The organism is Sphingomonas sp. 320_CC, assembly GCF_059691795.1.
Window position 1 is genome coordinate 163777 of sequence record NZ_JCAWAE010000004.1, and the last position, 24266, is coordinate 188042.

General features: G+C 67.3%; 17 protein-coding genes. 10 read left to right on the forward strand and 7 right to left on the reverse strand.

Features of this window, described 5'->3' with window-relative positions; translation table 11 throughout:
• Positions 1–125: 125 nt before the first annotated feature.
• The gene (locus tag AC59GX_RS16485) at positions 126–5888 is read left to right on the forward strand and encodes an alpha-2-macroglobulin family protein (protein WP_497302088.1); all 5763 of its coding nucleotides are present in this window, start codon (positions 126–128) and stop codon (positions 5886–5888) included.
• The gene (gene pbpC / locus AC59GX_RS16490; protein ID WP_426282283.1) at positions 5885–7990 is read left to right on the forward strand and encodes a penicillin-binding protein 1C; all 2106 of its coding nucleotides are present in this window, start codon (positions 5885–5887) and stop codon (positions 7988–7990) included. The genes AC59GX_RS16485 and pbpC overlap by 4 nt, the downstream gene beginning before the upstream one ends.
• On the opposite strand, the gene AC59GX_RS16495 is transcribed toward pbpC, so the two are convergent.
• The 5 genes from AC59GX_RS16495 to AC59GX_RS16515 form a co-directional block, all read right to left on the reverse strand.
• Positions 7977–8300, reverse strand: coding sequence for a GCN5-related N-acetyltransferase (locus AC59GX_RS16495; RefSeq protein ID WP_426282281.1), 324 nt, complete (start codon positions 8298–8300; stop codon positions 7977–7979). The genes pbpC and AC59GX_RS16495 overlap by 14 nt on opposite strands.
• Before the next feature lie 57 nt (positions 8301–8357).
• Positions 8358–10340 carry a glycoside hydrolase family 84 protein gene (locus tag AC59GX_RS16500; protein ID WP_426282280.1) on the reverse strand — a complete coding sequence of 661 codons (1983 nt, stop codon included), beginning with the start codon at positions 10338–10340 and terminating at the stop codon, positions 8358–8360.
• 80 nt (positions 10341–10420) lie between these two features.
• The gene (locus tag AC59GX_RS16505; protein WP_426282279.1) at positions 10421–11449 is read right to left on the reverse strand and encodes an endonuclease/exonuclease/phosphatase family protein; all 1029 of its coding nucleotides are present in this window, start codon (positions 11447–11449) and stop codon (positions 10421–10423) included.
• 82 nt (positions 11450–11531) lie between these two features.
• Positions 11532–12038, reverse strand: coding sequence for a DUF2141 domain-containing protein (locus tag AC59GX_RS16510; RefSeq protein WP_497302089.1), 507 nt, complete (start codon positions 12036–12038; stop codon positions 11532–11534).
• The gene (locus AC59GX_RS16515; RefSeq protein WP_426282277.1) at positions 12035–12958 is read right to left on the reverse strand and encodes a hypothetical protein; all 924 of its coding nucleotides are present in this window, start codon (positions 12956–12958) and stop codon (positions 12035–12037) included. The genes AC59GX_RS16510 and AC59GX_RS16515 overlap by 4 nt, the downstream gene beginning before the upstream one ends.
• A gap of 281 nt (positions 12959–13239) precedes the next feature.
• On the opposite strand from AC59GX_RS16515, the gene AC59GX_RS16520 reads away from it, so the two are divergent.
• From AC59GX_RS16520 to AC59GX_RS16550, 7 genes are all read left to right on the forward strand, one after another.
• On the forward strand, positions 13240–14001 hold the full coding sequence (locus AC59GX_RS16520; protein WP_497302090.1) for a DUF2334 domain-containing protein: 762 nt from the start codon (positions 13240–13242) through the stop codon (positions 13999–14001).
• Positions 13988–15163 carry a glycosyltransferase gene (locus tag AC59GX_RS16525; protein ID WP_497302091.1) on the forward strand — a complete coding sequence of 392 codons (1176 nt, stop codon included), beginning with the start codon at positions 13988–13990 and terminating at the stop codon, positions 15161–15163. The genes AC59GX_RS16520 and AC59GX_RS16525 overlap by 14 nt, the downstream gene beginning before the upstream one ends.
• Positions 15160–15426 carry a hypothetical protein gene (locus AC59GX_RS16530; RefSeq protein WP_426282273.1) on the forward strand — a complete coding sequence of 89 codons (267 nt, stop codon included), beginning with the start codon at positions 15160–15162 and terminating at the stop codon, positions 15424–15426. Before AC59GX_RS16525 ends, AC59GX_RS16530 begins: the two co-directional genes overlap by 4 nt.
• Before the next feature lie 137 nt (positions 15427–15563).
• Positions 15564–16073 carry an RNA polymerase sigma factor gene (locus AC59GX_RS16535; protein ID WP_497302142.1) on the forward strand — a complete coding sequence of 170 codons (510 nt, stop codon included), beginning with the start codon at positions 15564–15566 and terminating at the stop codon, positions 16071–16073.
• A gap of 140 nt (positions 16074–16213) precedes the next feature.
• A complete protein-coding gene (locus tag AC59GX_RS16540; RefSeq protein ID WP_426282271.1) occupies positions 16214–17212 on the forward strand; it encodes a FecR family protein in 999 nt (332 codons plus the stop codon).
• A complete protein-coding gene (locus AC59GX_RS16545) occupies positions 17127–19475 on the forward strand; it encodes a TonB-dependent receptor (protein WP_497302092.1) in 2349 nt (782 codons plus the stop codon). Before AC59GX_RS16540 ends, AC59GX_RS16545 begins: the two co-directional genes overlap by 86 nt.
• 196 nt (positions 19476–19671) lie before the next feature.
• Positions 19672–20514: a crotonase/enoyl-CoA hydratase family protein gene (locus AC59GX_RS16550; RefSeq protein WP_426282447.1), complete on the forward strand. Its 843-nt coding sequence runs from the start codon at positions 19672–19674 to the stop codon at positions 20512–20514.
• Between the two features lie 8 nt (positions 20515–20522).
• Here AC59GX_RS16550 and AC59GX_RS16555 read toward each other — a convergent pair whose 3' ends face one another.
• Positions 20523–22484, reverse strand: coding sequence for a putative bifunctional diguanylate cyclase/phosphodiesterase (locus AC59GX_RS16555; protein WP_497302093.1), 1962 nt, complete (start codon positions 22482–22484; stop codon positions 20523–20525).
• A gap of 253 nt (positions 22485–22737) precedes the next feature.
• Entirely contained in the window at positions 22738–23322 is a 585-nt protein-coding gene (locus AC59GX_RS16560; RefSeq protein WP_426282266.1) for a glutathione S-transferase family protein, read from the reverse strand.
• Positions 23323–23429: 107 nt separating this feature from the next.
• On the opposite strand from AC59GX_RS16560, the gene AC59GX_RS16565 reads away from it, so the two are divergent.
• A complete protein-coding gene (locus tag AC59GX_RS16565; RefSeq protein WP_426282265.1) occupies positions 23430–24233 on the forward strand; it encodes a SirB1 family protein in 804 nt (267 codons plus the stop codon).
• Positions 24234–24266 lie beyond the last annotated feature (33 nt).

The window sequence follows — 24266 nt, forward strand, 5'->3', positions numbered from 1 at the left end:
AATGGTTTAATCCATGTCAGACTAGATAAATGAAACCTAGGTTTATCTAGCGCTACTCGGGCGGGGCCCTGTTAATTCTGGACTAGCGCCGCCCGGCCCCTATTCTGTTGGCGGGGAGAGCGGGCATGCGATTAGCGAGACTGTGGGCGGCGCTAGCGATCGTCGTCGCGCCGGTTGCCGCGTTCGGGGGCGATACGCCGCACGTCACGCTTGCCACGCCCAACATCTCGGACGGCGCGATCACGCGCTTTACCGTGCGGTTCAGCGACGCGATCGTCCCGCTCGGCGATCCGCGCGCCACCTCGCCGCTGAAGGTCGACTGCGCGGTGTCGGGCGAAGGGCGCTGGGTCGATCAGCAGACCTATGTCTGGGACTTCGCGCAAGGCCTGCCCGGCGGAACGCGCTGTACGCTCGCGACGCGCGAAGGGCTCAAGAGCGCGGCGGGCTACGGCGTCGATGCGGAGAGCTTCACCGTCGATGCCGGCGGTCCCATCGCGCGCGCGGTGCTGCCCGGCGAGGGCGATATCGAGGAGGACCAGGTGTTCCTGGTCGCCGCGAACATGCTCGCGACCCGTGAATCGATCGCCGCCAACGCCTATTGCGCGGTCGACGGGATCGGCGAGAAGATCGCGGTCGACGTGCTCGCGCCCGATCTGCCCGGCAAGCTGCTTGCTGGGATGGGCAACAACTACGCGGTCACCAATTTCCTCGAAAGCGCCGGGCTGCCCAAGACGGTCCCCGCCGATACCGCATCGCGCCAGCGCGCGCTGGCCGGCATTACCGCGCTGAAATGCCGTCGCCCTCTGCCACCGGGCCGCGACATGGCGCTGGTCTGGGGCGCGAACATCGCCAGCGCCGGGGGCAAGCTCGCCGGTGCCGACCAGCGGTTCGACTTCACCGTCCGCAAGCCCTTCACCGCGCGGTTCGAATGCTCGCGCGTCAACACCGCGGCGGGATGCAGTCCGGTCGAGAAGGCATATCTGCGGTTCTCCGCGCCCGTGCCGATGAGCGCGGCGACGCAGGTCCGGCTGACGCTCGCCGACGGCAAGTCGATTGCGCCCGTGTTCAGCGACGAAGAGAAGACCCGCGCGACGATCGAGCAGGTCACGTTCGCCGCGCCCTTGCCGGTCGCGACGCGCGGGACGGTGGCGATCCCCGCCGACCTCAAGGATGAAAGCGGCCGGATACTCGCCAACCGCGAACGCTTCCCGCTGGAGGTGAAGTTCGACGAAGCCCCGCCGCTGGTGAAGTTCGCGGCCGATTTCGGCATCCTCGAGGCGAAACAGGGCGGCGTGCTGCCCGTCACCGTGCGCAACGTCGAGCCTTCGCTGCAAGGCCAGACCGCGGGGATCGGCGGCCAGCGGCTGCGCGTGGGCGGCACCGATGGCGAGATCGCTGCGTGGCTGCGGCGCGTCGAGGAGGCGGGCAAGACCGACTACCAGACGATCGAGCGCAAGGGGGCCGAGCCGCTCCAGATCAACCATACCGGCGAGAAGCCGCTGTTGTTCGGGAGCGGGGGTGGCGGGGCTAGCGGGGGCGCAGGCGATCCGTTCAAGCTCGACCTGCCGGGCAAGGGCAAGGATTTCGAGGTCGTTGGACTGCCGCTCGGCAAGCCCGGTTTCTACGTCGTCGAACTCGCCAGCCCGACGCTGGGGCGTGCGTTGCTCGGTCGCGACGTGCCGCGCTACGTCGCGAGCGCCGCGCTGGTCACCGATCTCGCCGTGCATTTTGAATGGGGGCGCGATGGCTCGCTCGCCTGGGTCACGCGGCTGTCGACCGGCAAGCCGGTGGCGAACGCGGTGGTGCAGGTCAGCGACAGCTGCACGGGCAAGCCGCTCGCGCGCGGGGCGACCGACAAGAGCGGCGGGCTGATGGTCGCGCGCGGGCTTCCCGAACCCGAGACCTATGGCAGTTGCAAGGGCGAGGGTTCGCCGCATCCGCTGATGATCTCGGCGCGCAGCGGCGACGATTTCAGCTTCACGCTGACCGACTGGGGCGAAGGCATCCGGCCGTTCGATTTCGACCTGTCCTATGGCTATTCGGCCGCGACCGACATCATCCACACCGTGTTCGATCGCGCCCTGGTCCGCCAGGGCGAGACGATCCACATGAAGCACATCCTGCGCCGCCCCGACGCGCGCGGTTTCTCGTTGGCGCCGGGCTTCACGGGCACGCTGCGGCTGTCGCATCGCGGCTCGGACACGCAGTTCGAGATGCCCGTGACGATCGGCGCCAACGGTACCGGCGAGACGGTCTGGACCGCCCCCAAGGGCGCACCGATGGGGGATTACGACCTCGTATTCGTCGTCGGCGACACGACAACCGAGTCCGCGCAGTCGTTCAAGGTCGACGAATACCGCCTTCCGACGATGCGCGCGAGCGTGACCGGGCCGAAGACCGCACTGATCAAACCACGCACCGCACAGCTCGATCTGTTCGCAGGCTACCTCTCGGGCGGCGGCGCGCCGGGCTTGCCGGTCGACGTCCGCATCGGCTGGTTCGCGCATAGTGCGACGCCTGTCGGCTACGACAAGTTCAGCTTCGGCGGCGAACCGATCAGCGAGGGCGTCAAGCCGCTCGACGGCGAGGGCGAGGATGCGAAGACGCCGCTGCCGCCGACGCAGATGCTGCCCGCGACGCTCGGCAGCGACGGCACGCGGCGGATGACGGTCGACATGCCGCAGACCCTCCCCGGCACGACCGATATGCAGGTCGAGATGGATTACCGCGATGCCAATGGCGAGACGCTGACCGCGTCGAAATCGATCCCGATCTACGCCTCGGGCGTGCAGCTCGGCGTCGCCACCGATGGCTGGATGATGCGCGCGGACGATCTGCGCCTGCTCTTCGTCGCGCTGGATACCGACGGCAAGCCGATCAAGGGGCAGAAGCTGTCCGTCGCGCTCTACAGCCGCCAGATCCTGACCGCGCGGCGGCGGCTGATCGGCGGGTTCTATGCCTATGACAACCGGATGCGGACGACCAAGCTGTCGGCGTCGTGCAGCGCGACCACAGATGCGCAGGGGCTCGCGCAGTGCAAGGCGGATCCGGGCGTGTCGGGCGAGATCTATGCGGTCGTCACCACCACCGATGCCGAAGGCAACGTCGCCCGCGCGGTGAAGTCGGTGTGGCTCGCGGGGAACGACGACTGGTGGTTCGGCGGCGACAATGGCGACCGGATGGACGTCGTCCCCGAGAAGCTCACCTATGCGTCGGGCGAGACCGCGCGGTTCCAGGTGCGGATGCCGTTCCGCTCGGCGACCGCTTTGGTCAGCGTCGAGCGCGAGGGCGTGTTGTCGAGCTTCGTGACAGAATTGTCGGGCAAGGACCCGGTGATCGAGGTGCCGATGGATGCCGCCTATGCGCCAGACGTCTATGTCTCGGTGCTGGTCGTGCGCGGCCGCGTCGAGAGCGGGTTCTGGAGTTGGATCCACCGGATCGCGCGGACGCTGGGGCTGTCGGACACGCCCGAGGACGCAGCCGAGCCGACCGCGCTGGTCGATCTCGCCAAGCCCGCCTACCGCCTCGGCATCGCCAAGGTGAAGGTCGGCTGGGAAGGCCATACGCTCGCCGTCGCCGTCAAGGCGGACCGCGAGCGTTACGCGCCGCGGGGCACGGCCAACGTCGCGATCCAGGTGCGGAAGCCTGATGGCAGCGCCGCGCGCGAGGCCGATGTCGCGTTCGCCGCGGTCGATCAGGCGCTGCTGCAACTCGCGCCGAACGACAGCTGGAACATCCTCGACGCGATGATGGGCGATCGCCCGCTGTTCGTTCTGACCGCGACCGCGCAGATGCAGGTCGTCGGCAAGCGGCATTATGGACGCAAGGCGCTCGAAGCGGGCGGCGGCGGTGGCGGTGGCGGCGGCGACCTGTCGGGGCTCAACCGCGAGAATTTCCAGCCGGTGCTGCTGTGGAAGGGGCATGTCCCGCTCAATGCGCAAGGGCGTGCGCGCGTGTCCGTGCCGCTGTCGGATGCGCTGTCGTCTTTCAAGCTGGTCGCGATCGCCACCGATGGCGCGCAGGCGTTCGGTACCGGCAGCACCGACATCCGTACCGCGCAGGATCTGTCGCTCTATGCCGGGATGCCGCCGCTGGTCCGCTCGGGCGATTTCTACGGCGCGCGGTTCACGCTGCGCAACGGATCGGACCGCGCGATGACCGTCACCGCGAACGTCGATGTCTTCCCGCGGATCGCGCAGGGCAAGCCGCTGACCGTCACCATCCCCGCGGGTGGCGCGGCACCGGTGGCGTGGAACCTCACCGCGCCTGCGGGGGTCGATACGCTGCGCTGGACGGTGCGGGCGAAGAGCAACGACGGCCGTGCGACCGATCAGGTCACGGTGACGCAGGACGTCATCCCGGCGGTGCCGACCGAGATCTGGGCGGCGACGCTCGCGCAGGTCGGTGAGAATACGCTGATTCCGATCGCGCCGCCGATGGGGGCGCTGCCGGGTCGCGGCAGCGTCGACATCCACCTTGCCGATACGCTGGCGCCGTCGCTCGCCGGGGTCCGCGCGTACATGAGCCGCTATCCGTTCAACTGTTTCGAACAGCGGCTGTCGCGGATCGTCGTGCTTGACGACATGACGGGCTGGGCGACGCTGGCGGGCGAAATCCCGACCTATCAGGCGCCCGACGGCCTGCTGCGCTACTTCCCCGGCGACAGCTTGCAGGGGTCGGAGGCGCTGACCGCTTATGTGCTGTCGATGACGGGCGCGGCGAACCTGTCGCTGCCGCCGGTGCAGCGCGCGCGGATGATCGAGGCGATGAAGGCGGTGCTCGACGGGCGCTTGCGGCATGAGGATTACGGCGACGTCCGCCTGACCAAGGTCGCGGCACTGGCGGCCTTGGCGCGGCAGGGCGAGGCCACCCCGGCGATGCTCGGCCAGATCGGCATGACGCCTGCCGAGATGCCGACCGCGAGCCTCGCCGACTACATCACCGCGCTGACCGCGATCCCCGGTGCGTCGACCGAAGCCAAGGCGCAGGCCGAGGCGGTGCTGCGCACGCGCCTCGTGTTCGAGGGCACCCGGCTCGACTTGTCGGACTCGGCCAACGCGTCCTGGTGGCTGATGTCGTCGGCGGACGAGGCGGCGAACAAGGCGACCGCGGCGGTGCTCGGGCGGCCGGGTTGGCAGGACGATGCGCCGCGGCTGATGGTCGGGACAGCGCTGCGCCAGTCGCGTGGGCATTGGGATACGACCACCGCCAACGCCTGGGGTGCGATCGCCGCGCGGCGGTTCGCGCAGGTCTATCCGGCGCAGGCGGTCACGGGGACGACGATGCTGTCCTATGCGGGGCGTAGCGTTGCGCGCGGCTGGCCGCTGGCGGAACCCGCGCGGACGGTGTCGTTCCCGCTCGCCGCCGCCGGACCGCTTCGCTTGGCGCAAGGCGGCGGGGCGGGGCCGTGGGCGACCGTGTCGATCTCCGCGGCGGTGCCGCTGCGGCAGCCGCTGTTCGCGGGCTATCGCCTGACGCGGAAAGTCGACGTCGTGCAGGCGCGTACCGCCGGGCGGCTGACGACGGGCGATGTGCTCCGCGTGACGTTGTCGGTCGAGGCGACCGCGGAGCGCAACTGGGTCGCGATCAGCGATCCGGTGCCCGCCGGCGCCACGGTGATCGGCGATCTCGGCGGCCAGTCGCAACTGCTCCAGCAGGGCGGCGCGGCAGATGGGGAGGGTGGCGGTCCGAGCTATGTCGAACGCGGCCGCGATACGTGGCGCGCCTATTTCGCCTGGCTGCCCAAGGGGACCACTACCGTGACGTACACGCTGCGGCTCAACGGTGCCGGCCGGTTCCAGATGCCGCCTAGCCGGGTCGAGGCGATGTATTCGCCCGCAATTCGCGCCGCGGTGCCGAACCAGACGATGGTCGTCGCGGATCGATGAAGCAGCGCGCGGCGCTTGTCGGATTGCTGGTGCTGATCCTCGCCGCGGTGGGGTTCGACTGGGCGACGTTCCCGCCGCCGCTGCCGGGCTATGCGCAGGTCCGCGCTGCGTGGAAGCCGTCGGAGGCGTGGCTGTACGATCGCCACGGCGTGCTGATCGACAGCGCGCGCGTCAATTTCGCCGCGCGACGGCTCGCGTGGGTACCGCTCGACCAGATCGCGCCGGTCGTGCCCGCCACCGTCGTCGCGGCGGAGGACGCCCGCTTCCGCAGCCACGGCGGCGTCGACTGGCTGGCGATCCTCGGCTCGGTTGGCGCGCGCGCGAAGGGCGAGCGGGGCAGGGGGGCGAGTACGCTGTCGATGCAGGTCGCGGCGTTCCTGTCGCCGACGCTGGCGATGCCCGGCGCACGCGGTTGGCGCGACAAGCTCCGCCAGATGCGCGCGGCCCGATCGCTGGAGATAACCTGGAGCAAGGACCAGATCCTCGAGGCGTATCTGAACCTGGCGCCGTTCCGCGGCGAGGCGCAGGGGATCGGCGCGGCGGCGCTGTCGCTGTTCGGCAAGACCCCCGCGGCGATGGCACGCGACGACGCGCTGCTGCTGACCGCGCTGCTCCCCGATCCCCAGGCGCCCGCCCCTCGCATCGCCGCGCGGGCGTGTCGCCTGGGTGGCGCAGGCGATTGCAGCCGGTTCGCCAGCGAGGCCGCGTCGATGCTCGGGCCGGTGCGGACGCTGGCACTCGATCCAGGCCTTGCGCCGCATCTCGCCGATCGCCTGCTGACCAAGCCCGGCCTGCGGATTACGACCACGCTCGACGCCGCGCTCCAGCGCACGGTCGCCGCCGCACTGCGTCGCCAGCTGCTCGGGCTCGGCGGATCGCGCGCGCGCGACGGTTCCGCGGTGGTGATCGACAATGCGAGCGGTGACGTCCTCGCCTATGTCGGCGGGATCGGCGGCGCATCGACCGCCCCCGCGGTCGATGCCGCCAACGCCTATCGCCAGGCCGGGTCGACGCTGAAACCGTTCCTTTACGCGCAGGCGATCGAGCGCGGATACCTGACCCCAGCGTCGGTGCTCGACGATTCGCCGGTGCAGCTCGATACCGCGTCGGGGCTCTACGTGCCGCAGAATTACGATCGCGGGTTCAAGGGGCGCGTGTCGGTGCGCAGCGCGCTGGCGGGGTCGCTCAACGTGCCCGCGGTGCGGGCGCTGCTGCTGGTCGGGGTCGAGCCGTTCCGCGATCGGCTCTGGGATACGGGCTATCGTGGGCTCGTTGAGGACGGCGATTATTACGGGTTCAGCCTCGCGCTCGGATCTGCGGAGGTGACGCTGCTCGAACAGGCCGACGCGTACCGGTCGCTGGCGAGTGGCGGCCGCTGGTCGCCGCTGCGGCTCACCGCCGATGCTCCCCACGTTGCCGCTCGTCCGATCACGACTCCCGCCGCAGCCTGGATCGTCGCCGACATGATGGCGGACCCCAACGCCCGCGCCGCTACCTTCGGCCTGGATTCGGCACTGCGCCTACCGTTCTGGACCGCGGTGAAGACGGGCACTTCGAAAGGCATGCGCGACAATTGGTGCGTAGGCTTCTCACGCCGCTATACGGTCGCGGTCTGGGTCGGGAACGTCGAGGGCGATCCTATGCGCGCGGTCTCGGGTACCAGCGGCGCGGCCCCGGTCTGGCGCGACGTGATGCTGGCGCTCGGACGCGACGATGATCAAGGACCGCCGATGCCCGCCGGCGTCGAGCGCCGCCGCATCGCGTTTGCCGACGCGATCGAGCAACCCCGCGCCGAATATTTCCTTCGCGGCACCGGCCAGTCGCTGATCGCCGCCGCGCCCGCCACCGCCCGGCGCGCGCGGATCGTGAACCCCGCCTCGGGCAGCGTCTACGCGATCGATCCCGACATCCCCGCCGACCGCCAGCGCCTTGCGATCGAGACCACCGGCGACGTCCGCGCGCATCACGTCTTCCTCGACAACCGCGACCTCGGCCCCGCCGCCCAGCAACTGCTGTTCTTCGCCCCGCCCGGCCGGCACCGATTGCGGCTCGTCGATGCAGCCGGTCGCGCCACCGACCAGGTCATCGTCACGATCCGCTGAGCGGGACCGATCGTTTTCTCCGCCAGGTCAGCGAACGGCGGTTCAGAACGGCAAGGTCCACCTCTCCGGCAAGCGCCGCCTCGGCCAGTGCGATGGCCCGGTCCAGCAGCGCGCGATCGGCATGCGCGTAGGCGGGGCGGCCTGGTATGCGGTCATACCACACCCCGTCGCACGCAGTGTCGAGGAAGATGCGCTGGAAGCAATGATCCGCCTCGACCGGCCAGCGGCGCGCGCGCGCCACCGCCGGCAAGCTCTTGTGGGTGAGTTTCAGCCACCGGGTTTCGGCGGCAGGACGATCTTCGTACTCCATCCGGTGGCAACGATCGAAACCCGGGAAGGTCGCACCGTCCGCTACCGGATCAGTCGGTCACCGCGGGACAGCGGGGGAAGCGTCGCCAGCGCGGTCGAACGCGATCAGCGTCGGCGCATCGGCAACGAACCTGTCGAGCACGCCGTCGGCGATCTTGATCGGCCCGTCGAACCGCGTTGCGCCAGGAATGCTCTGGATCGCCGCGGCTTCGGCGGCCAGCCGCTTGGCATCCGCGAAATAGCGTCCCGCGGCGCTGCTGCCGTGATCGGCCGCTTCGAGGCCTGCCGCCGTCAACTGGAGCGCACGCCCCCAGCGCTGCATCGCGTCCAGCCACGGCCGCGACTGCGCCGCGAAACCCGGATCGACCGTGCCCGATCGGATGATGTCGGGCGCATTCGTGATCTCGTCGGCACGCGCGGTCAGGTCCGCGATCGCCTCACGCCGCGCCGCCGCGTCGCCGCCGGCCAGTGCCTCCCGCACGCGGTCCAGCGCCGCCTTCAATCGCGGTGCCTGCTCCTGCCAGGGCTGGCTGCCGAAGGTCGGCGCCATGTGCTGCGTATCGAAGAACGTCAGCAGCGCAGCGGTGGCGTGTTCGTCGCCGCCCGCCAGTTCCCGCGCGGAGAAATGCCACGTCCGTTGCGCATCATACGCCTTGTCGTTCCAGCCGAACGCGGCGACGCCGGTCACTGCCGGGCGGCTGGGGGCCTCTTGGTTCATCGGGTTCGACAGGATGCCGGTAAGCTCACCCGACAGCCCCGCCTCGCGCCGCGTATAGGGCGCCATTAACAGTCGGCCGGTAGTTTGCGCATAATCGTTGACCGGATAATTGTCCCATAACAGCGTCTTGCGACCGAACGCCTTGGTCGCCGCCTTGGCGTCGGGGATCGAGATCGCCGGCGGCACGACGTCGGTACCGGTCCACTGCACGACGATCCGCGGGTCGAGATGTTTCCGGAGCGCCGCCTTGTACGGCGTTTCCTTGGCATCGTAGTACTCCGTCGGCACCATGATTAGCGCCCGCGCCGACGGGTCCTTGGCCGCGAGGTTGGCCTGCACCGCATTGAGCAATTGCGACTGCGCGATGCCCGCCGCCTCCGCGCCCGACGGACCGAACGCCGTCTTGTCCCTATCGCAGTTCCACTTGGTATATTCGATGTCGTCGAGCGCAACGTAGAAGCTGCCGACGCCGATCGATCGCATCGCGTCGAACTTGCGTTCCAGCGCCTGCACGTCCGCAGGGTCGGAGAAGCATACCGACGGCCCGGGTGAGACCGCGTAGACGAAATCGACATGGTTCCGCCGCGCGGCCGTCGCGAGCGTCCCCAGCGCCTTCAACGTCGCGGCGGGATAGGCCTCGCGCCAGCGATCACGCGCATACGGATCGTCCTTCGGACTATAGACATAGGTGTTCGCCTTGACCGTGGCGAGGAAGTCGAGATGCTTGGTGCGATCCGCCATCGACCACGGCGCCCCGTAGAAGCCCTCGATCGTGCCGCGGATCGGCATCGCCGGATGATCCTGGATCACCATGGCCGGGATCGCCGACCGCCGGGCAAGCTGGTGAAAAGTCTGTGCGGCATGGAACAGGCCGTCCGCATCGTGTCCGGCCAGCGTGACGACCCCGCCCGACGCCGAGGCCAGGCTCGCGATCGTGTAACCCTCGGCATGATCGTCGGCCACCGCGCGGCTACGGGCGAGCGCATCGCGGACGATCGGCGCGGCGGCGGTGCCGAGCACGACATACGTCCCGTCGATGACAGAGGGCAGGCGCTGGGCGGTGGTGATCGTCTCCACGCCCGATGCCGTCAGGATGCTGCGGACGAGCGCGACCGTCTCGGGATCGACGCCGGGCGCTGCGATCAGCGATACCGAACGCCCGGGCGCGATCGTCCCCGACCCGAGCTCGATCGAGGTCGGCGTCGGGAACAGCGCGGGCATAGTTACCGGACCAGCCGAAGCTGATCCCGACGCGAGACTCGCCAGGCTCGCGGCAACCATCAGCGTGGGCACGAGGCCGAACTTGCCAATCTGTTGCGTCATGCTCGTCTCCGGTATCATAATGGTATTATGAACCCGGGGATACGGTAGCCGCGGGACGACCGCAACCCGTACGGAAACCCTCAGCGGCTAGCGAGCATCGCCGCCATCTTTGGCCGGACGGCGACCCCGTCGAGCCTGTAGCTGACCATCACGCCGATATGGTCGGACAGCATGGTTTTGTCGCCAGCAAGGCCGAACGGCGCGCTCAAGGCGACCGGCTTCACCGACAGCGCATCCGACGCCCGGTACATCAACCAGTCCTTGGCGCGCCCGGTCGAGGTCGCGACGTCGGCGGCTTGCGTCACCAGGCATGTCGGGGTCGACCGGCACCGCTGCTCGCCGCCCGTCAGCGGCATTGCCCCGCCGAACATGTGCTGCGCGAAATACGCGCGGCGCGCGATGTCCTGCCCGACGTTGAAGTCGCCCGCTACGAGCAGCGTCTCGTGCGGCCGTTCCATCGAGCCGATGAACGCGCTCAACAGGTCGATCTGGCGCTTGTACGCATAGAGCGCGCGGGGCTCGGATACGCCGGTGGCGCCGTTCGAATTCAAATGCGTGTCTATCACCGTGACGGGCCCCGCCAATCCGGGAACCGCGATCATCGCCGCCATCGCGCCCTTGTTGGCGAGGCAGTCATAGCCTGCGCAGACCGGATAGCTGATCCGCCGCACCGCGAGGATCGGATAGTCGGAGAAGATCGCGAGCCCGCTGTCGACATGCTTGCCGACCTGTTCGCCGCGGAACATGCTGCCGGCGGATACGAAGCTGCGGTCGGTCGGCGTCTCGGCGGTCGCGGCGGCGTCGGCGGAAGCACCGAACGCGATGTAGCGATAGCCGGCGGCGGCACCGATCGCCTTCGCATCGGGGACGAACGCCTCCTGCAACGCGACGATCCTCGGCTGGTGCCCGGCGGCGCGCATCGCCTTGAGCTGTGCGGCGATCGCCGACAGCGATGCCGTCCGATCCTCCGCGATCGGCCAGGGTAGGCCGTGCACATTGTAGGTCATGACCGATACCGTCGGCTCCCCCCCGCTCGCGGTTGCGCGCGATGCGGCTGCTGCGAGCAATGCGAGGGGAGCGGCAAACCGACCGAGACGACGCGAAACCATTGGCGATCCAATTTCTGTATGTGCGGGGGAGACGCCACGGTCCGGCCGGAACCGCACGTGCCCAGGCATATTTATGACGATGTCAGCGCTTCAGCGGTGCGAACGAGAACAGCCCGCTTCGATAGTTCATCACCACCGTCGTCGGCGTGATCCCGGCATGCGCGACGACCCGCGCCGCCTCTGCGCTCGGTTTGGAATGGCCGAGCCGCGGGTTGCCGGCAAAGCCGATGCCGTCGTGGAGCAGGCTGAACCCGTGACCGCCGCTGCGGGCATGGACGACGCTGAGCGCATACGCACCCTCGCCCGGAACGCGCAGGCACAGCCGTGCCGGACCTGATGCCGGAACCGGGATCACCGCGCGGCGAAACGTCTTGCCTTGCGCCACCAGCACATTGTCGTCGGCCAGGAACTCACCCTCGACCGCGGGATAGACCTCGGCGCGAAGGTTACCCGCGCGGTCCTTGAGCCTTTCGATGGTCACGACGATCGCCGGGCCCGGCTCGTGCGGTCGGCACTGCGCCGCCGCGGTCCCCAGCGCAGGGGTCGAGGCGATCCGCGTTGCGGCGAGGGCCAAGAGCGCGACGATCATGGGTTATGCTCCGGATTGAGAAGTTCGACCGCGGTCAGCGCCGCGCCAAGCAGGAGGTGCGTGACCAGCCAGAGTGCCGCGATCATCGTCAGCATCGCGGCGACGTTGGAGGCCTGACCGACGGTGAACGCGACGAGGCCGGCGAAGACGATGTCCTTGTTCGGCAACAGCGGCAGGCGGGAGACGAGCAGGCGCAACGTCGCCAGCACCAGCCACCAGGCGAGCGGTGCCGCAGGCAACGCGACCGCCCACAGCGCAGCGGCGAAGACCGTGGTCGCGACGATCCGCAGCAGGTGGATGACCGCGATCCGACCCAGCTCATCGCGCGGCAACGTGAAGAGCCGCTTGCGCATCACGAGCGCGACGACCGACGGCAACGCGATGCTCGCGGCCGATACGATCATCACCTTGGCATCGGTGCCGAGGTTCAGCGCGACCAGCGACTGCCAGCTGACCGCGGCGAGCGCGAGTGTGCAGACATTGGCGACGACCGCGGACAGGATCGACACGTCCTTGATCGCGCCGAACGGGGTGCCGACCAGCGACGCATGCCGCCGCGCCCATGCGTAGAAGTACAGCTCGCCGGAATAGCCCGCGATGATCTCGTTGCTGATTCGCTTGCGCAACAGCGCCAGGAATCCGCGCGGCGGCAGGTTCCACAGGCGGCGATAGATCACCCACTCGCTCGCCGGCAGCGCGAGATAGCCGGCCGCGAAAAGCAGCCAGAACAGCGGCGAGCGCGGCACCATCGCGATCACGCCGCGGACATCGAGATACCGCAGCTGCCACAATGCCGCGATCAGGATCGCCGCGGACAACAAAGGCGTCAGGCCGCGTGCGACGATCCCCTTCCGGACTTCGATCGTCTTGAGCGGAAGCTTGGGGGCGGGCAGGGTCGCCTGGTTGAGGGCGTTGCTCATGCCGCCCTGCGCCGTACGGCGACCGGGACGGCAATCTGATTTCCATGACGCAGCGATGCCGCGATGGCGGGGAAGCCGGGATGTGTCATGGGTTCTGGACGTCACCGCATCGCAGCATCCGCAGCCCGAAAAATTCGCCACAAAAAATAATCTTGGCGGACTGCGGTTCGAACCGCGCGGTGCCGTCTCCGGGGCATGTGTGTGACCAAGCTGCTCGACCTTCTGTCGTGAACGCCCTGCCAAAGGCCGTGCGCCCGCCGTCACCAGACCGGCGCCTCATCGTGTCGATCCACGATGTCTCGCCGGCGTTTGCCGAGCCCATCGAGCGGCTGGCTGAGATGATCGGCGGTATCGTGGGCGGCCCGAGGTTCGCGATGCTGGTCGTCCCCGATCACTGGGGGGCGGCGCCGCTCGACCGGACGCCGGCGTTCGCGCGCCGGTTGCGCGAATGGGCCGATGCCGGCGTCGAGATGTTCCTCCACGGCTGGTTCCACCGCGACACCAGCGCACACAGCAGCACGGCCGCGACGATGAAGGCGCGCTACATGACCGCGGGCGAGGGCGAGTTCCTCGGGCTCAGCGCGGACGAGGCCGAATACCGGATGCGTGCCGGACGCGACATGGTCGAACAGGCCATCGGCGGGCCCGTCGCGGGCTTCATCGCGCCGGCGTGGCTATACGGTCCGGGCGCGAAATCGGCGCTGAAGGCGTGCGATTTCGCGCTCGCGGAGGACCATTTCCGGGTCTGGCGCCCGGCGAACGACGCGGTCGTCGCGCGCGGTCCGGTCGTCACCTGGGCAAGCCGATCCCCCGCGCGCACCGCCAGTTCGCTCGCGGTCGCCGCCGCCGCGCGCACGCTCCCGGACTGGCTGCCGACGTTGCGGGTGGCCGTGCATCCGGGCGACGTCACGAAGGAGTCGCTGATGACCAGTATCGATCGGACCATTCGGTGTCTGGCGGGCCGCCGTACGGTTGCCCGCTACGCCGATCTGTTACCGGGCGCATCTATGTCGGAAGGGGAGGGCCGTCATGAAGATCGTTGATGTCTGCGCCTTTTACACGCCCAGCGGAGGCGGGGTCCGGACCTATGTCGATCGCAAGCTCGTCGCCTTTGCCGAGCGTGGCCACGAGATGGTGGTCATTGCGCCGGGCGAACGCGACGGCGAGGAACGTCGCGGCCCGAACGCGCGGATCCGCTGGGTACGCTCGCTGCGGTTTCCCCTGGACCGATCGTACCGCTATTTCTCCGATCGATCGGCGCTGCACCGCGTGCTCGACGAAGAAAATCCGGACCTCGTCGAAGTCTCGTCGCCCTGGCGCAGCGCGTCGATGGTCGCGGACTGGAGAAGCGAACGCGGCGCCCGGGCGCGGCTCGCGTTGATCGCGCATGCCGATCCGCTGGCGGCTTATGCCTATCGCTGGTTTGGCGGAGTCGCCACGACGCAGACGATCGACCGCGCGTTCGACTGGTATTGGCGCCACTTACGCCGCCTTGACCAACGCTTCGACATGATCGTCAGCGCAAGCGACAGCCTGAGCGAGCGGTTGCGGGAGGGCGGGCTTCGAAAAGTGCTGACCGACCCGATGGGCGTCGAGCCCGGCCAATTTTCGCCGGCGCTTCGCGACATGACCGTGCGTCGCGAGATGCTGGCGCTATGCGGGCTCCCCGAAGACGCAATGCTGTTGATCGGCGTCGGTCGCCACGCACCCGAAAAGCGCTGGCCGATGATTGCGCAGGCGGCGACCATGGCGGGGGCACAGGCGCCGGTAGGCCTCGTCATCGTCGGTGGCGGATCACGCCAGCGTCCCGTGATCGAGGCGATCAACGGCAATCCGCACGTCCGCCTGCTCGAACCGACCACCGATCGTGCGGCGCTAGCGCGGATGATGGCGAGCGCGGATGCCTTGATCCACGGATGCGAGGCGGAAACCTTCTGCTTCGTCGCCGCAGAGGCGATCGCGTCGGGCCTGCCGCTGATCGCGCCCGACCGCGGCGGCGCCGCCGACCTCGCGCGCAAATCCGGTGGCGTCTTGTACGGATCCAGCGACGCGCTGGCGGCGTCCGAGGCGATCCTTTCGGTCGCCCGCAACAGTCGTACGCCACGCGCGGCAGCCCCGGTCCGCACGATGGACGATCATTTCGACGCGCTGCTCGCGCTGTACGCGAACGAGGATCTGGTGAGGAGAGAAGGATCATGTCGATGACCGCGACCCATTTCGCCCTGCAACCGATACACGTCTCGGATCACGATCCGGTCTGGGGAGCCGAGCCGCCCGAAGCGGCGGTGCCGCTCTGCGATTTTCGGGGCGACGGACGCCTGATCGACGCCTTCGTCCATCCGCGCTCCGCCTGGAGCTGTCCGCTGTTCTACCTTGCCATTCCGGCCTACGCGATCCTGGCCTTTGCTGCCGCGGCGATCCGCCTGTGCGACCGCGTCGGGATTGTACCGAACCACTCAGCGCGCTGACCTGACGCCGACGGTCTTATTTTTCAGGGCGACATCCCGGACGGGCAGGAGCAAGACGCTCTTCCAGCGACGATGAGCCTCGGAGGAATGCCGTAGCCGACCCCGATACAATACTTTCCTCGCACCAGTCCGAAGGCCTGTCCGCCGTACTCGCCGCGAACCGTGGCCGGCTTGTACGGTTCTTCACGGCGCGGACGGGCAGCGTCGCGGAGGCCGAGGACGTCGTGCAGGAAATCTGGCTACACACGGCGCAGCCGTCGCTGGCACAGGCAACGGGACCGATCGCCAATCCGCTAGCGTATCTGCACCGCGTCGGCATGAACATCGTGCTCGACCGTGTCCGTGCGAATGGCCGTCGTCAGCGTCGCGACATTGGCTATGTCGACGCGACGACGTCGATCGTCGGGGTGGAGGCGGTCGACGATGCGCCCTCCGCATTCGACGCGGTCGCCAGCCGCGAGCGGTTCGATCGGCTGGCCGCTGCGCTGTCCGGCCCCCCCGAGGGAGCGATGCGCGTCTTTCGTCGCCACCGTATAGACGGCGTGTCCCATGCCGACATCGCCACCGAACTCGGCATCTCGCGAAGCGCTGTCGAAAAACACATCGCCGTCGCCCTACGACATCTGAGAAAGGCCTTGGATGAATGATTTAGGGGGAGGGGTGCGGTTCGATCCGCGCCGCGGCGTCTATCAAGCAGTCCGATATTCGTCGGGAGAGGTTTGCAGGATTGGCGCGGGTCGCGTCGATCCTGACGCAGGCGGGGGGCATCCGCCGGAAAGGGGGACGCATGACTGACACGCACGCTGCGACGGATAGCGCGGTCGAAGCCGCTGCGACATGGCATTCGCGGCTCGACGCGCCGGATATGGACTGGGACCGGTTTGGCGAGTGGCTGGCGGCCGACCCGGCCCATCGCAATGCCTATGATTCGATCGCGAGTCTCGATGCTGAGTTCGTCGCTGCCGCACCGGCGATCGCCGCACGCCTGCCGGCAAACGACGACCATGCGGACATCGCCGACCAAGACGTCGTACCCCGTGCAGCAGCGCGCGGTCGCCGGTGGCAGTGGGCGGCGCTCGGTTCCAGTGGAGCGCTTGCCGCAGGGCTGGCGTTCATATTGGTCGCGCCGTCGGGCGACGACGCGGCGCAGGCCTATGAGACGGGTCGCAGCGAAACTCGGTCGGTGACGCTTGCCGATGGCAGTCGCATGCAGATCGATCGCGGCTCTCGCGTGTCCGTCAGCGGCGGCGGCAGTCCGGTGATCGAGATCGCACAAGGCGCGGCGAACTTTGCCGTCCGGCACGATCCTTCGCGCGTCCTGATGGTTCGCGCGGGCGGCTACGAGGTACGCGATCTCGGCACAACGTTCGATGTCGTGAGTGCGCGTGGACGTGTCGCCGTCACCGTTGCCGAGGGTATGGTCAGCGTCACGCCCGTCGGGGGCACGCCGTCCGACGCAACGACGCTGCACGCGGGCCAGAGCCTGGATATCACGCCGGACAAACAGATTGCCGAACGGCGGAAGGTCGATCCTGCGCGCGTGTCCGACTGGACCGACGGCCGCCTCGACTATGACGGCGCACCATTGTCACTGGTTGTGGCGGATATCGCGCGGTATGCGGAAAGCCCGTTGACCGTCGATCCTTCGGCGGCGAACCTGCGTTTTTCCGGGGTGTTGACGATTGGTGACGGATCGCGGCTTGTCGATCAGCTGCAGGCAGTGCTGCCGATACGCGTTCGTCGGGTTGCTGGCGTCGTGCATCTGGGTGCCGCCGGCGGACGCTGAACGCGCTCCCCCGACCAGGCGTTCGATCACGATCCCTGCGGGACCTTTACGGTCTGCGCTCGAGTCGCTTGCAAGCCAGACCGGGATCTCGATCGGGATGGCGGGCGGGTTGCCGGATCTCGTCGTCAAGCGGGTCGACCATTCTGCCAACGTCGCGCAGGCCGTGCGCCGCATGTTGGCCGGCAGCCGGCTGCGCGCGGTGCAGGTCGATGCGACCACGTGGCGGATCGAGGTCATTCCGGCAAAACGACCGCGCGAGCCGGCGCGGCGCGGTGACGCCGCGGGGACGCTGGTGAGCGGCGATATCGTCGTCATCGCCAGCAAGCGCGACGAACGGCTGTCCGATCTTCCCGCCTCGATCAGTATCGTCGGTGCACCTACCTCGGGACGGCTGGCGGGACGGCGTGGACTGACGGACGTCATGGCGACGACCGACGGGGCATTCTCTACGAACCTGGGCCCGGGCCGTGACCGGATTTTTCTCCGCGGGGTTGCCGACAGCGCGTTCAACGGCACCAGCCAGTCGCTCGTCAGCCTGTATCTGGACGATGCGCGGATCGGCTATTCGTCACCCGATCCCGACCTGCGGCTCGTCGATGTGGACCGGATCGAGATCTTGCGCGGACCGCAGGGTACACTCTACGGCACCGGTGCACTTGGCGGGGTCGTTCGTGTCGTAACCGCCGCGCCGGACCTGGATCGGCTCGCGGGCGGCGTCGCGGTCGAGGGAACGGGGATCAACAACGGTGCGGTCGGTGGCGCGGTCGAGGGGATGCTCAACCTGCCGATCGTCACCGGGACGGTCGCGCTACGAACATCAGCTTGGGCCGAGACGATGCCCGGCTGGATCGATGATACCGGGCGCGACCGGCGCGACGTAAACCGCACGCGGCGGGTCGGCGGCCGTGCCGCTCTGCGCTGGTCGATCGGCGAGGGGTGGTCGGCCACCCTGAGCGGGGTCGCCCAACGCATCGACGCGCGCGACAGCCAATATGCGACCATTGGCCTGTCGCGCGCCACGCGGATCGCCGAGCCGCAGGACAACGACTTCACATCCGGGGCGCTGACGGTGCGGGGGCCGATCGGCAAACTCGAGGCGCAGGCCACGACGGCCTATGTCGACCAGGAGTTCGGCAGCACCTATGATGCGAGCATCCTGGCATCGTTGCTCGGCGTGGCATCGCCGGTCGCGTATATCGAGGATCGCTCCGCGCGGTTGCTGTCGCAGGAGGTCCGGCTGAGTGACCCGACCGCGCGCCATCCCTGGATCATCGGTGCGACCATCCTGCATTCGACCAGTCTTCTGAAGGGGCGCTTCACGTTGGTCGGCGACGACACCATCGACGCGCGACGCGACGAGGAGGACGTCACGGACCTCGCCGTATTCACCGAGGGTACGCAACGCCTCTCGAACGCGCTCGATTTCAAGCTCGGGCTGCGGGCCTTCTCGACGTCGAGCCATCTCGAACAACAGGCACCCGGCCACGTTCGCGCCAACCGCATCGGCGTTACCCCCAGCGGGACGCTCAGCTGGCATCGCGACGATCTCGGCTTGGTCTGGCTGCGCTATGCCAGCGCGGTAAGGCCTGCGGGGATCAGTCGAACCGCCGATCCGAACAATCTCCGGATTCCCGGCGACGAACTCCAGAGCCTAGAGCTTGGCTGGCGCATCCGCGTCGCACGTGACCGGCTGGCCTTCCACGGTGCCGTGTTCGGTTCGACGTGGCAGCATCTGCGCAGCGATACGGTTGGACCCGACGGACTTCTCGGTACGGTCGATGCAGGCAATGCGGTCAATTACGGCCTGGAGCTAGGCGGCGTCCTGAACCTGTCCCCGATCACGATCGATTTCGGGACCACGCTGCAACGCGCCCGCCTAACGTCGCCGTCGTCGAACACTGGCCTCGATCGCGACGATCGGCGCCTGCCGGTCGTTCCCGACATATCGTCTCGACTGACGGCATCGCGAACCCTCGTCGCGTTCGGCTCGCCCGCCTCGGTTTACGGTGTCGCGCGTTATACCGGTCGCACGCGACTTAGCTTCGATCCCTTGCTGGATCGCCCGGCGGGGAACTACGCGACGATCGACGCCGGCGCGACGATCGACCGCGGGCCGTGGCACTGGTCGATCGCCGTCGACAACCTGCTCGACAGCCGCGGCAACAGTTTTGGCTTCGGCAATCCGTTCACGCTAGCCACGAGCACGCAGACCGTTCCCATCCGGCCGAGGACCATAACCCTGCGCGCCACGATCGGGCTGTGAAGTCTCGAAAGCACGACCAACCACCGCAATTGCCGACCGAATCGCAGCTTGGATTTCGGATTCCGACGTAACCTTTTCGCGCAGCAGATCGCTGCCTGTAAAAAAGGACGTCGCAATGACCTTCGAATATTCCCCCTCCATACCCTCCGAAAGGCACCAAGAGCTTCACGAGGCCTCAATTCATTCCTTGAGCGCGGTGCCCAGCCGGCGCCCGTTCGAGTTCGTCGATCTGGAAACGCATTTCGACGCCGAACTCGAAACCCTCTGGACCTACATGCGCCAACGCAGCCGGCCGAGCTTCAACCCTAATTTGCTCGCCGAGTTCACTCAGTGGCAGAACGACATAGCAGCCGCACGGTCGTCGGCTACCATGCCGATCCGGTATGTCGTCCTCGGATCTCGTTTTCCCGGCGTATTTTCCCTGGGCGGTGACCTCGATCTCTTCTCGGCGCACATCCGCAACGGCGATCGGGAGGCACTCGTCCGCTATGGCCGCGCATGTGTCCATATCCTGCACCGCAACATGCTGAGCCTCGATCAACCGATCATCACGATCGGATTGGTGGAAGGCGATGCGCTGGGGGGTGGGTTCGAGGCACTATTGTCGTTCAACGTCGTGATCGCCGAACGCGGCACGCATTTCGGCCTGCCCGAAACCAATTTCGGTCTCTTTCCCGGCATGGGGGCGCATTGCTTCCTGTCCCGGCGCCTGGGCGCGGCGCGGGCGGAACAGATGATCCTGAGCGGCCGGTCGTACACCGCCGAAGAGCTGTACGAGCTCGGCATCGTCCACGCGCTCGCCGATCCCGGCATGGGCCGTGCCGAAGTCGAGCGCTACATTCGTCAAAACCGTCGGCGACATAGCGGCCACTGCGCGATCTACGAGGCGTCGCGGTCGGTCAATCCGCTGCCGCTCGTCGAGCTGCAGGCGGTCGTGGATCTATGGGCGGATGCCGCGCTCAGGCTTAGCGAGGCGGACCTCAAGTTGATGCGCCGCCTTGTTGGTGCGCAGACAAGGCTGTTGGACAAGGCAGCGTAGCGTCCCGTTCAGGCGCGGCCCAACGCCTTGACGTCTTTGCCGGCAAGCATCGTCATGACCATGCTTGCCGGCATAGGATGTGCCAGCAGAAAACCCTGCACCGCATCGCAGCGGGTACGGCGCAACTGTTCGAGTTGCGCCTGCGTCTCGACCCCTTCGGCCACCGTATGCATGCCCAGCTTGGCTGCCAGTTCGATCACGGTCTGGACGATCGCAACCGATGCCGGGCTCTGCTCGAGGTCCGTGATGAACGATCGGTCGATCTTCAAAGTCTGGAAGGGGAACTTGGTCAGGTAGCTGAGCGAGGAATATCCCGTCCCGAAATCATCGAGCGTGGTCCGGACATCAAGGCGGTTGATCGCGTCCAGCGCCGCCAGCGACGCATCGATATCCTCGAGAAGGACTGATTCTGTCACCTCCAGCTCAAGGCGGTCCGCTGCCAGGCCACTGGCGGCCAGCGCGCTCATGATGACGGTCGGCATGTTCGCCGATCGCAGCTGGATCGGTGACAAGTTGACGGCGACGGTCACGTCCTTAGGCCAGTCGCTGGCGGTCCGGCACGCTTCCCGGATAACCCAGTCGCCGATCACGACGATCAACCCATTCTCCTCGGCGATCGGTATGAACTCGGCGGGCGAAATCGCGCCGTAACGGCGGTTGGTCCAACGCAGCAGCGTCTCGCAAGACAATATGCGCTGGCCGGTCAGGTCGAAGATCGGCTGGAACATGAGATGGAACTCGCCACGCTTCAGCGCACCCTGCATCTCGGCGCCCAGATCGCGCGTCCGTTCGATCTTCTCGTCCATCAGCGGCTCATAGAACCGCATCTGGCCACGGCCGCTTTCCTTTGCGCGGTACAAAGCGAGATCGGCATTCTTCAACAACGTGTCCGCGTCGATGCCGTCGGATGGTGCGACCGCGATTCCAAGCGATGCCCCGACGCACAACGCGCGACCGTCGTGATGGACCGGTTGCTCGACGAGCGCGATGATCCGCTCGCCCTTCGCGACGGCTTCTGTTTGCGAGACGACGTCGCAGATCACCGCGAACTCGTCGCCACCCAACCGGGCTACGATCCCGGTTGCGCCGAATTCGGTGTTGAGCCGCTGTGCCACCCCTGCCAGCAGCGCATTGCCGGCCAAATGCCCGAACGAGTCGTTGATCTCTTTGAACCGGTCCAGATCGATCCAGAAGATGGCGAGGCGTCGGTCGCCGTGACTTAAAGCCTGCAACCGCGACTCGAACTGTTCGCGGAACGCCGTCCGGTTGGCGACGCCGGTCAGGTCGTCGCGGCGGGCGACGGCAGCATGATGTTCGGCGAGCGCCGCCTTCTCGCGGGATACCAGCGTTGCCTTCAGGATGACGCCATAAGTCTGCAGGGTGATGTCCATCATCGCGACGACGAACAGAACGATCACCGCAGCCAGTGCCATTTTCAGCGGCTGCATCGAAACGACCAGCCCGACGGTCAGGGGCAGCGAGGCGAAGCATAATTGGGACAGCGCTATCCAAGGCCGTCCAGCGTTGCGACCCGCAATCCCTGCAGCGTATCCGATCGTCGTCGTCACCGCGAGCAACTGAAGGACGCCGTCGTCGCTATGGACGAGCGTCAAAAGCCCGAATGTGCCGAGCAGGGCCGAATACCCCAGCGCGCCCGACCGATAGATAAATTCTTGCCGAGCCGCCCAGCTGTTTTTCGATGATCTCGTGCGGGCGGCCCGACCCGGTCGCTTCAGCGCGTCGATCATTCGTATTCCCGCAACCAGCGCGATCGCCAAGGCGCAGACGACCAGCCATCGATTGCCACTGACGTAGGCGACGATGCCCGTGATACCGCTGCTGGTAATCGCGCCGATGATCAGCGATTGCGGGGATGCGTATAGCGACTCCAGCAGGGTGGCACGAACCGACGCGGCGATCGCCTGGTCAGAATGCCGTAGCTGTCTGAGACGAGAGATTAAGCCACTCATTCAATCGTCCATGGACGTCGAAGATTTAAAAGAAACGAATGAAGCGAGATTTGCCACCGTTCAGTACTTGAGTCAGGGATGTCGAAGACACCGTGATGAAGACCCTGCGCGTCTGCAGAACACGCGGGGTCGAGCCGATCGTTAGTGCGCTCCGCGTATGCGTCAGATCGGTATGCCAATGGCGACAAGGGTCACCGACCCCGAGTGAAGTCGAACGACTGGTTCGGACAGCGACCCTTGACGTCCAACCACATCAGATCAGCCCCTCATGCTGCATTGCCGTCTGGACTGCCGGACGCGCTTTCATCCGTTCCCGGAACGCTTCCAGTGGCGCCGGCACGTCGATCTGGTTCTTCGCCGCCCACAACAGCATCACGAACAGGTAGCAGTCCGCCACGCTAACCGTGTCGCCAAACAGATAGTCGCCCTCGATCGTATCGGCGAGATAGCCCATCCGCTTTACGATCGTCTCGCTGGCTTTCGCCTTCTCCTCGTCGCTACCGCCGGAGAAGAACGGCTTGAAGCTCTTGTGGATCTCGGTCGAGATGAAGGCGAGCGCCATGAGCAGGTGGGTGTGCCCCATCGCTCCGCTTGGTTTCAGGGCACTGTCCTGATGCGCAATCCAGTCGAGGATGGCGATGTTCTCCGTCACCGTCTCGCCCGAGTCCAGGGTGAGGGCAGGGACGTATCCCTTCGGGTTGATCGTCGCATAGTCGGTGCCGCTCTCGGTCCGCTTGGCCTTGAGATCGACCTTCTCGTGTTCGAACGAAAGCCCGGCTTCGTGCAGCGCGATGTGATCTGCGAGGCTGCAAGCGCCGGGGGAATAATAGAGCTTCATCGATGGTCTCCGCGTTGATCTTCCTGAACGCGCCAGCACGCCGATAGCTGCGACCGTCACCCCATCCCCGCTATTGCAGCATCGCCGCGCGCACCCATCTCCGGTCGATGAACGACAATTTGATCCGCCTCGGTCTCCTCGACGAGGACGACATCATTCTCGATGAGGCCGCATTGTCACTGGCACTGCTCGATCATCCGGACACCGATCCGACACCCTATCGCGCTCTGATCGACGCCGTGGCGACACGTCTCGAGACGGTCGGCCGAGGCGCCGGTACCGCGGAAGAGCGTGCCGATGTCCTGTCGGAAGTGCTAGGCGAGGAGTTCGGCTTCGTCGGCGACCGCGAGACCTATGACGACCCCGCCAACGCCGACCTGATCCGTGTCATCGACCGGCGCCGTGGCCTTCCGGTAAGCCTGTCCATTCTCTACGTGGGTGCGGCACGCCGGATCGGATGGACGGCCGACGCGCTCGATGTTCCCGGGCACGTATTGGTGATGGTGGGGGCCGAAGCGGCACCCGTCATCGTCAATCCGTTTCGGGGCGGAATGCGCGTCGATCGCGAGACGCTGGCCGCTTTGGTACTCGCGTCCAGCACCGGACCTGCCGAAGCCGTGTCCCATATCGCGACGATGCCGAACCGCGCAATCCTGGTGCGGCTGTTGCTGAATCAGGCGACGCGCGCCGAGCAGGCGGGGCATGGCCGACGCGCGCTGGAACTGTACGCGCGGATGACCTTGATGGCGCCCGCTTATGGACACGCCTGGTGGGAGCGCGCGCGGCTGGAACTGGTCGACGGCGACGTAACGGCCGCGCGGGGCAGCTTGAGCGCGATGCTGGAGATCACCCGCGATCCCGATTTGCGACGGCGCGTGACGGATACGCTGGGGTCTCTGCCTCCAACCTAGCTCTCCACTTTCGTGTCGGGGCACCGGGTCCCG